The organism is Kluyvera genomosp. 3, assembly GCF_011765685.1.
Classification (GTDB): domain Bacteria; phylum Pseudomonadota; class Gammaproteobacteria; order Enterobacterales; family Enterobacteriaceae; genus Kluyvera; species Kluyvera georgiana_A.
The window spans coordinates 4,995,496-5,005,156 of record NZ_CP050321.1; the positions used below are offsets into that span (position 1 = coordinate 4,995,496).

At 52.5% G+C, this 9,661-nt stretch carries 9 protein-coding genes; 4 read left to right on the forward strand and 5 right to left on the reverse strand.

Annotated features, from left to right (window positions below; genetic code table 11):
* Positions 1 to 93: 93 nt before the first annotated feature.
* Complete coding sequence (yihI, locus tag GY169_RS23250; RefSeq protein WP_065357318.1) at positions 94 to 612, reverse strand: Der GTPase-activating protein YihI; 519 nt, start codon at positions 610 to 612, stop codon at positions 94 to 96.
* Between the two features lie 591 nt (positions 613 to 1,203).
* Here yihI and yihA point away from each other — a divergent pair.
* Positions 1,204 to 1,839: a ribosome biogenesis GTP-binding protein YihA/YsxC gene (gene yihA, locus GY169_RS23255; RefSeq protein ID WP_064540503.1), complete on the forward strand. Its 636-nt coding sequence runs from the start codon at positions 1,204 to 1,206 to the stop codon at positions 1,837 to 1,839.
* A 367-nt stretch (positions 1,840 to 2,206) separates the two neighbouring features.
* Here yihA and polA read toward each other — a convergent pair whose 3' ends face one another.
* Entirely contained in the window at positions 2,207 to 5,002 is a 2,796-nt protein-coding gene (gene polA / locus GY169_RS23260) for a DNA polymerase I (protein WP_167577217.1), read from the reverse strand.
* Positions 5,003 to 5,398: 396 nt separating this feature from the next.
* Between polA and GY169_RS23265 the strand changes: the two genes are divergently transcribed.
* The gene (locus GY169_RS23265; RefSeq protein ID WP_167577218.1) at positions 5,399 to 6,307 is read left to right on the forward strand and encodes an acyltransferase; all 909 of its coding nucleotides are present in this window, start codon (positions 5,399 to 5,401) and stop codon (positions 6,305 to 6,307) included.
* Between the two features lie 15 nt (positions 6,308 to 6,322).
* On the opposite strand, the gene dsbA is transcribed toward GY169_RS23265, so the two are convergent.
* The 3 genes from dsbA to GY169_RS23280 all read right to left on the reverse strand — a co-directional run bounded on the left by dsbA (position 6,323) and on the right by GY169_RS23280 (position 8,305).
* Complete coding sequence (dsbA, locus tag GY169_RS23270; protein WP_163448716.1) at positions 6,323 to 6,946, reverse strand: thiol:disulfide interchange protein DsbA; 624 nt, start codon at positions 6,944 to 6,946, stop codon at positions 6,323 to 6,325.
* Between the two features lie 27 nt (positions 6,947 to 6,973).
* Complete coding sequence (locus GY169_RS23275; RefSeq protein WP_163448717.1) at positions 6,974 to 7,960, reverse strand: serine/threonine protein kinase; 987 nt, start codon at positions 7,958 to 7,960, stop codon at positions 6,974 to 6,976.
* 75 nt (positions 7,961 to 8,035) lie between these two features.
* Positions 8,036 to 8,305 (reverse strand): YihD family protein, encoded by a 270-nt coding sequence (locus GY169_RS23280; RefSeq protein ID WP_052284157.1) that lies wholly within the window; start codon positions 8,303 to 8,305, stop codon positions 8,036 to 8,038.
* Between the two features lie 69 nt (positions 8,306 to 8,374).
* On the opposite strand from GY169_RS23280, the gene mobA reads away from it, so the two are divergent.
* Positions 8,375 to 8,959 carry a molybdenum cofactor guanylyltransferase MobA gene (gene mobA, locus GY169_RS23285; RefSeq protein ID WP_167577219.1) on the forward strand — a complete coding sequence of 195 codons (585 nt, stop codon included), beginning with the start codon at positions 8,375 to 8,377 and terminating at the stop codon, positions 8,957 to 8,959.
* Positions 8,956 to 9,480 carry a molybdopterin-guanine dinucleotide biosynthesis protein MobB gene (gene mobB, locus GY169_RS23290; protein WP_167577220.1) on the forward strand — a complete coding sequence of 175 codons (525 nt, stop codon included), beginning with the start codon at positions 8,956 to 8,958 and terminating at the stop codon, positions 9,478 to 9,480. Before mobA ends, mobB begins: the two co-directional genes overlap by 4 nt.
* Positions 9,481 to 9,661 lie beyond the last annotated feature (181 nt).

Genomic DNA, 9,661 nt, shown 5'->3' on the forward strand with positions numbered 1-9,661 from the left:
CGACAACCGTCGTAGTTTAACGAATAACCACCCCAGATAACATACAACCAAAAGGGTTATAAGCAGGACTGGCAGGCCAATCGGGTGCAAACGTTAGTTTCCGCCTCTCAGCAGACGCATGACGTCTTCCTTGCCCTCTTCTTCCTCTTCTTCTTCTTCGTCATCATCGTAAGAGAGGCCGAGTTGCTGCATCAGTGCATCAATGCGATCCAGTTTGGCATCGACCCAGGCTTGCTCTTCAGCAGTCAGGGTTTCGCCCTCTTCCAGACGTTCCAGCAGCGCATCCAGGCGCTCATCAGTCTCCAGCATGTCCAGCTCAGCCTGCGGTGAAAGCATAGGTTTCTCGCTCTTCGGTTTGTGCTGCTTGACGACCGGCGCCTCAGTCACGCCCAGCGCGATCGGTTTTTTACTACCAATACGGGGGTCTTTTTGCTGCTTCTGTTTGTTGGAGCCAGATGCACCCTCACTGCCGCTGGCGCGGCTGCCCGGCGCATGGCCACGGTGCTTCTTGTCGCGTTTACGGTCACGCGCTTCCTGGTTCAGCTCTTCGCGCGTTTTACGACGCTGTTTGCCTGGCGCTTTGCTACGCGGTGCAGAGGTTGGTTTTTTCATGATGTCAGATCTTTTAAGCCGTTTTATTCAGTATAGAATTGAGCCGGAATCTAGCAGAAAGCAAACAAAGAAAAAAGGCGACAGAGTAATCTGTCGCCTTTTTTCCTGACTCACACCCTTAACGGGTTCTACATTCCATGTTTGCTTACAACGCGCCCTGTCTATCCGTTAGCTCTATAACAGTCCCTGTTATTGTTCCCTTTCCCTGCGTAACGTCTCCAGACGTTGGTCATCCTGACAGATTCCGTAGGTCTTCGCCTCCTGGCGTTCCTGACCCCTCATCCTGAGTCTAAATCCTTCTGGCGCCCTTGCCGATGGGTGCTACTTTACCTTGTTGCGTTAAACTAACAAGCAATGAGATGGCGAAAATTGGATAAATAAGATTATTGCCCGTGTGTAATATTATGATTTTAAATAATTTGCATATAATCTCGCCGATATTCTTTCCTCAATTTCCCATAGCGGATATGGCAAATGTCTTACAAACGGAAGGGCATCGGCTTACAGTTGACGATGCTGGAGTAATTCCAGCCTTTTTTTGCCGATCGGGTATAATCGCCCCCAATGCCTGATTTAACGGAGACGACCGTTTTGACTAACTGGAACTATCAACTGACGCACTTTGTCACCAGCGCGCCAGATATCCGCCACTTACCTTCCGATACCGGAATCGAAGTGGCTTTTGCCGGCCGCTCCAACGCGGGGAAATCCAGCGCCCTGAATACGCTGACCAACCAGAAAAGCCTGGCGCGTACATCGAAAACGCCGGGTCGTACGCAGCTGATTAACCTGTTTGAAGTGGCTGACGGCAAACGTCTGGTCGACTTGCCGGGCTACGGCTACGCACAGGTGCCGGAAGAGATGAAAATCAAGTGGCAGCGTGCGCTGGGTGAATACCTGGAAAAACGTCTGTGCCTGAAAGGATTAGTGGTACTGATGGATATTCGCCATCCGCTGAAGGACCTCGACCAGCAGATGATCGAGTGGGCTGTCGCCAGCGAAATCCCGGTTTTGGTACTGTTAACCAAAGCTGACAAGCTGGCTAGCGGTGCGCGTAAGGCACAGCTGAATCTGGTACGCGAAGCGGCGATTGCCTTTAACGGCGACGTGCAGGTTGAAGCCTTTTCTTCCCTGAAAAAGCAGGGCGTGGACAAGCTGCGTCAGAAGCTGGACAGCTGGTTTAACGATATTCCGCCACAGGAAGATCCTGAGACTGCTGCAGAGTAACCCCTCTCTACGTCCCGGATAGCGGCGCCTGGCGCCCTGTCCCGGGTACTTCCCAACCAGACTCCCTTTTTCACGGCCAATCGACTGCGGCAAAACTTTTCTTTCGCCCAATAAAAAACGCCCCAGTCATTACTGACTGGGGCGGCTAAAATATTCAGCCAAATCCGATTACGTGAAGTAAAAGGTCTGAAAGATAGAACATCTTACCTCTGTACCCTACGAGAGTAACTCTACTCTTTTTTAATGCTGACAGAAAGCATTTTTTGTAGTTTTTTTTCACTTGTTACATAACGAATTCTAATGTTCATCACAAAATTAGATAAGTTATGTTGCTTACTTACATAAAACCCCATTGTTCATCGAACACTTAATGAGCTTGATCCCAATTTTCGCCACTCCCGACTTCCACCAGCAACGGCACGTCCAGCGTGGTGCTGTTTTCCATCAGTTCGTGTACTTTCTTCGCCACGGCATCCACGTCGTCTTTGTGCACTTCAAAGACCAGTTCATCGTGAACCTGCATGATCATGCGCACGCGCGGCTTCTCAGTTTCTAACCAGCCGTCGACGGCAATCATGGCCCGTTTGATGATGTCAGCCGCGGTACCCTGCATCGGGGCGTTAATCGCCGCACGTTCAGCGCCAGCGCGACGCGCGGCGTTGCTGGCTTTGATGTCCGGCAGGTACAGACGGCGGCCATCCAGCGTCTCAACATAGCCCTGTTCCTTCGCCTGTGCGCGGGTGCGTTCCATGTAATCCAGTACGCCAGGGTAACGCTCGAAGTAGAGATCCATATACTTCTGCGCTTCTTTACGTGGAATGTTCAGCTGGCGCGCGAGGCCAAAGGCGCTCATGCCGTAAATCAGGCCGAAGTTGATGGCTTTGGCGCTGCGGCGCTGCTCGCCGGTGACGCTTTCCAGCGGCAGCCCGAAAACTTCCGCCGCGGTGGCGCGGTGAATATCCTTCCCTTCGGCAAACGCCTTCAGCAGGCCTTCGTCACGCGACAGGTGCGCCATGATGCGCAGCTCAATCTGCGAGTAGTCGGCAGAGACGATGACGTAATCTTCCGGCGCAATAAACGCCTGGCGAATACGGCGGCCTTCGTCGTTACGTACCGGGATGTTTTGCAGGTTCGGGTCGGTTGATGACAGGCGACCGGTGGCGGTAACCGCCTGGTGATAGGAGGTATGCACGCGGCCGGTTTTCGGGTTGATCATCAACGGCAGCTTGTCGGTGTAGGTCGACTTCAGTTTCGCCAGACCGCGATATTCAAGAATCACCTTCGGCAGCGGATAGTCCAGCGCCAGTTCTTCCAGTACTTCTTCAGAAGTGGACGGCGCGCCACCCGGCGTTTTCTTCAGCGGCTTGATGCCTTGCTTTTCAAACAGAATGGTCTGCAGCTGCTTCGGCGATGAAAGATTAAACTCTTCCCCGGCAATGTCGTAAGCTTTCTGCTCCAGCTCGACCAGACGTTTAGCGATCTCTTGCGAATGCACGTGCAGTACGGCAGGGTCAATCTTCACGCCATTACGCTCAACGCGCGACAGCACCGGTACCAGCGGCATTTCAATTTCGTTGAAAATGCGCAGCGGACCTTCATTTTTTTGCAGCTTTGGCCACATTTTCAGGTGCAGTTGTAGCGTCACGTCGGCGTCTTCTGCCGCGTAGCGCCCGGCTTCTTCCAGCGCAATCTGGTTGAAGGTGAGCTGGTTTTTACCCTTGCCTGCAATTTCTTCAAAGGTAATGGTTTTGTGCTTCAGCCAGCGGTCGGAGAGGCTGTCCATATCGTGACGCCCGGCAACGCTGTCCAGCGTATAGGACTCGAGCATGGTGTCGTAGGCAATCCCGCGCAGTTCAATGCCGTAGTTGGCCAGAATTCCGCGGTCGTACTTCAGGTTTTGTCCCACCTTCAGCAGCGCGTCATCTTCCAGCAGCGGCTTAAGCAGTTCAAGCACACGTTCGCGGGCGATCTGATCGGGCGCGTCCAGATAGTCGTGGGCAACCGGCACATAAGCGGCCACGCCCGGTTCAATGGCGAACGACAGGCCTACCATGTTGGCGGAGATATTATCGAGACTGTCGGTTTCCGTATCGAAAGCAAACAGCGGCGCTTTCTTCAGCTTTTCGATCCAGCTCACCAGAGTGGCTTCATCGAGAATGGTGACGTAGTTTTCTGACGAGAGGGTGGCTGCCGTTTCTTCAACCTCTACCTCTACTTCAGCCACTATCGCTTTGCCCGCTGGTTTCGCCGCTGGCTTCGAGCCTTTGGCCTGCATCCAGGTACCGGACTCAACGTCGGTGATCCAACGTTTGAATTCGTATTTCTTAAACAGCGTTAGCAGTTCGTCCGCCGCTGGTGTGGCCACGGTCAACTGTTCACAGCCGAGCTCCAGCTCAACGTCTGTTTTAATGGTCGCCAGTTTGTAGGAGAGGTAGGCCAGCTCTTTATTCTGCTCCAGCTTAGCTGCCATCGTTTTCGCGCCACGGAAGGTTAACCCGGCGATTTTTTCCGGCTCGCCATACAACGCATCCAGGCCGCCAAGACCCTGCAGCAATGCCTGCGCCGTTTTCTCACCCACGCCAGGGACACCTGGAATGTTATCTGAAGAGTCGCCCATCAGCGCCAGAAAATCGATAATCAGTTCTGGCGGCACGCCATATTTCGTGACCACTTCGTCCGGACCAAGAATTGTGTTGGTCATGGTGTTGATGAGCGTAATGCCCGGCGTCACCAGCTGCGCCATATCTTTATCCCCGGTGCTGATCAGCACCGGACGCCCCGTTTTTTCCGCTTCGCGCGCCAGGGTGCCAATCACGTCGTCCGCTTCCACTCCGGAAACGGCCAGCAGCGGCAGCCCCATCGCTTTTACCATCGCGTGCAGTGGCTCAATCTGCGCACGCAGATCGTCCGGCATTGGCGGACGGTGCGATTTGTAGTCTTCAAACAGTTCATCACGGAAGGTTTTCCCCTTCGCATCAAAAACCACTGCGGCATGGGTGGGTTGATACTGCAGAATCAGGCTGCGCAGCATGTTCAGCACGCCATACATAGCGCCGGTCGGCTCGCCCGCGCGGTTTGTCAGCGGCGGGAATGCGTGATACGCCCGGTAGAGATAAGAGGATCCATCAACGAGGATAAGAGGGTTTTCTGGGATCTGAACCATAATTTCCGTGCCTGTTTATCAGATTATGGGTAAAGGATGCCACAGACGGCATGAAAACATGAATTTTTCCCCCAAATAAGGCGAAAAGATTTCTCGATCTTCACGATCGCACGCAAAATAAATTGTGGATAACTTTGTGAATAATTTTATTTTACTTATAACAAAGGATATGTAACCCTCGGTTAAATACAAAATAATCTATATTTTTCAATCAATTAAAACACTATCACAGCCAGAATAGTCGATCTGGTGATAATTCACACTGTGTGGATAGACATATTGACTATTTTTCTAATCTGGTAAGACCCATCATTTGGCGCGTTTTCTGGTAAAATCAGCGCCTTGTGCTCGTTTATATGTGCGCGTTAAATAACTAACTATCTGAATAAAAACACTATGTCGAGATTTCTCGCTGCAATAACGCTGCCTGTAAGCATCGTACTCACCATTTTAGTGACGATTTTATGTTCCGTGCCGATTATTCTCGCCGGAATTATTAAGCTCATTTTGCCTATCCCGTTCATCTGGCGTTCAGTCTCAGTATTCTGCAACTTTATGATGTACTGCTGGTGCGAAGGGCTGGCCGCGCTGTTGCATCTCAATCCGCGACTCAAGTGGGATATTCAGGGGCTGGAGACACTCAGCAAAAAGAACTGGTACCTGCTTATCTGCAACCACCACAGCTGGGCCGATATCGTGGTGCTGTGCGTCATTTTCCGCAAGCATATCCCGATGAACAAGTATTTCCTCAAGCAGCAGCTGGCCTGGGTTCCCTTTATGGGCCTGGCCTGCTGGGCTCTGGATATGCCGTTTATGCGCCGTTACTCCCGCAGCTACCTGATTCGTCACCCGGAACGCCGCGGCAGAGATGTTGAAACCACCCGCCGTTCCTGCGAGAAATTCCGCGCGCACCCAACGACCATTGTGAACTTTGTTGAGGGGTCGCGCTTCACGCCGGAAAAACGTCGACAAACACGGTCACCGTATAACAATCTGCTACCGCCGAAAGCGGCAGGTATCGCGATGGCGCTGAACGTTTTAGGTTCTCAGTTCGATAAGCTGCTGGATGTGACGTTGTGCTATCCGGAAAACGACGAGACGCCGTTCTACGATATGCTGAGCGGCAAGTTGACGCGAATTGTGGTGCGTGTGAATCTCCGGCCGATTGACCCTGAGCTGCACGGCGACTACGTGGGCGATAAGAACTTTAAGCGTCGTTTCCAGCTGTGGCTGAATGCGCTATGGGAAGAGAAAGATAAGCAGATTGACGCAACGAAAGCAGAATACAAAAACGCCGGTCAGTGACCGGCGTTTTCATTTTTATTTCTTCTCAACCAGTTGCTTCACGGTGTCAGCATACTGAGCCACGAAGACATCCATATTGCTGGTGTCCATACCCTGCGGGTTCAGCTGATATTTCCCGTTAACAAACATCGCCGGTACGCCCTGCAGCTGCAGATCGGATGCGGCTTTTTCCTGCTGTGCAACCAGTGATTTCACGACGAAGCTGTTCCAGGCGGCATCATAATCTTCGCCCTTCACGCCCGCGTCGGTGAAGACTTTACGGATATCCGCAACGGTCTGCACTGTCTGGTTTTTCTGTACGGCTTCAAACATCGGCGCGGTGATCTGATCTTCTACGCCCAGCGCCATCGCCACCGCCCACGCCTGCGTCAGGTCTTTGCCCAATGGGCCCAGGAACTCAACGTGGTATTTGGTCATTTTGGTGCCTTCCGGCAGCTTTTTCTTCACGTTGTCAGAAACGTGCAGAACTTCCTCAAACTGGTAGCAATGCGGGCAGTAGAAGGAGAAGAACTCCAGCACCTGCGGCTCACCTGCAACCGGCTTATCGATGGTAACGTACTGTTTGCCGTCGGTAATCTGAGCAGCAGATGCGCTGAATGCCAGAATCATACCTGCCAGCGCAAGCCAAACCTTTTTCATAACTCACTCTCTCCTGACTGTGTCGAATTAATACATGGGCGTTAACTGAAGCGGTGGTTCCTGAAGAACCTTTACCTGCTCCACAAAAGTTGCGATCTGCCGATGCCAGAAATCTTCCCCGGTTAACCAGGGAAAATTTTTCGGAAATGCGGGATCATCCCAGCGCCTGATTATCCAGGCAAGATAATAAACCAACCGCATTGCACGTAAAGGCTCGATCAGCGGCAATTCGTCTGAATTAAAGCTGCTGAACTCTTCATAGGCCTCTACGATGGTTTCCAGCTGCATACGTCTTTCGGCGAGGGAACCGTTAAGCAGCATCCAAAGGTCCTGAACCGCGGGGCCGTTACGCGCATCATCGAGATCGACAAATAGCGGACCATCGCGCCAGAGGATATTCCCGGCGTGGCAATCGCCATGCAGGCGTAGAGCATCAAAACGCCCGTGCCACAGGCCCATCACCGCGTCAATCAGGTCATCGGTAGCCTTCAGGAATTGGGCTTTTAAACCCGCCGGGATCAGCGCCGAGTGCTCAAATACCTCACGAGGTTCAATCAGATACTCTTTGACGCCAATCGATGGGCGCGCGGTAAAGCGAGATTTGCGCCCGGTTTGATGCAGTCGCCCCAGATAGCGTCCTACCCACTCCATTTGATCCAGGTTATCTGATTCAAACTGGCGGCCTCCCATGCTCGGGAAGACGGCAAAGTAAAAACCGTCATGGGTCAGTAGCGTCTGGTCATTAAAGATGATCGGGGCCGCAACCGGTACCTCATCCTCGACCAGTTCCAGAGCGAACTGGTGCTCTTCAAGAATCTGCGCGGCCGACCAGCGCTCCGGGCGATAAAACTTCACCACCATGCGGCGACGGTCCTCGTCCTGAAACTGGTAAACCCGGTTCTCGTAGCTGTTTAGTGGGGTGAGACCAGAATCAACCCGGATACCCTGCGCAAACAGGGCATCGATAATGGTATCCGGGTGGAGAGTCTGGAAAGTGAAAGCCTTGTCGTTCATCCTGACATCCGATAACGATACGAATGATTCAGGATATCATTTCACGAGGACTTGAGCGGTACTGCTTACAACCTTTTACTCTTTAATTACGCCGCGCGCGCGCAGCAGTGCGGTTTTGAAGTCCTCTTCATAATCTTTCTGAATGCCCGGAATGACCGCGTCTTTCGCGGAATCGCGCATTTTGAGATGGTAGATCAGAATATCGTCCGTTAAATCGGCCAATTCACCGTCATAGCCTGACTCTTTTGCCAGTTTCTGCAAAAATTGCATTAAATTCAGCTCCGGCTCTTTCTGCCAGGCTGGCTGGAGGAGTTCAATAACTTCATTCAGACGTTTACATTTCATGGTCGTGCTCCTTACGCTTGATAGAGACACGTTAGCAGGGTAAACCCCACAATAAAAGAGGCGATAGCAGTGAATGCAGAGAGCCAGGTAACCGGCGTGGTGCTGGCGGGCGGGAAAGCCTCCAGAATGGGTGGGCAGGATAAAGGATTAATGAGGCTTGGTGGTAAGCCGCTGTGGCGACACGTGGCCGATCGCCTGTATCCGCAGGTTAATCGCATCGTTATCAGCGCGAATCGCAATCTGGAAATCTATCGAACTAGCGGGCTTCCGGTCATGGCCGATACGTTATCAGACTTTCCTGGGCCGCTGGCCGGTATGCTTTCAGTGATGAAGCAGACAGACGATGAATGGTTTCTGTTTTGTCCATGCGATACCCCGTTTATTCCCGACAATCTCGTCGCACGGTTAGCGGCGGAACGCCAGCAGGCCGCCGTAGTTTGGGTTCACGATGGCGATAGAGATCACCCGGCTATTGCTCTGGCCCACCGAAGCCTGGCACCACACATTGCTGATTATCTCGCGAGAGGTGAAAGACGAGTCATGGTATTTATGCGTCAGGCTGGCGGTCATTCGGTAGATTTTAGCGACATGATTAGCGCATTTCGCAATATCAATACGCCTGAAGATTTGCTGCGTAACGAGGATAAACCATGATTCCATTACTCGCTGTTGCTGCCTGGAGCGGCACGGGAAAAACGACGCTACTGAAAAAGTTGATCCCGGCGCTTTGCGAGCGTGGTATTCGTCCCGGGCTGATAAAGCACACCCATCATGATATGGATGTCGATAAACCCGGTAAGGACAGCTATGAACTGCGCAAAGCCGGTGCAGCGCAGACGCTGGTCGCCAGCCAGCAACGGTGGGCATTGATGACTGAGACGCCGGAGGAAAATGAGTTGGATCTGGCGTGGCTGGTGAGCCGGATGGATGCATCAAAACTGGATCTGGTGCTGGTTGAAGGCTTTAAGCATGATGCCGTGGCAAAGATCGTGCTGTTTCGCGAGGCTGCCGGGCACAGTGTGAATGAGTTGGTTATTGATGAGCATACGGTCGCAGTAGCCAGCGATATCGCGCTGGATATTAGCGTTCCGGTGCTGAATTTGAACGATACTGACGGAATAGTGGCGTTTATTGTGGCATGGATGAGGTTATGCGCTTCCCCGGAGTCGGCGTAACACGCCTCATCCGGGCGACCAGAGCAGCTGTCGCCCAGGGTTTCACTGCATTTTCATTTCGCACAGACGCAAAAAAGCCCATCCGTCAGGATGGGCTTCTTCACTATTTGATGCCTGGCAGTTCCCTACTCTCGCATGGGGAGACCCCACACTACCATCGGCGCTACGGCGTTTCACTTCT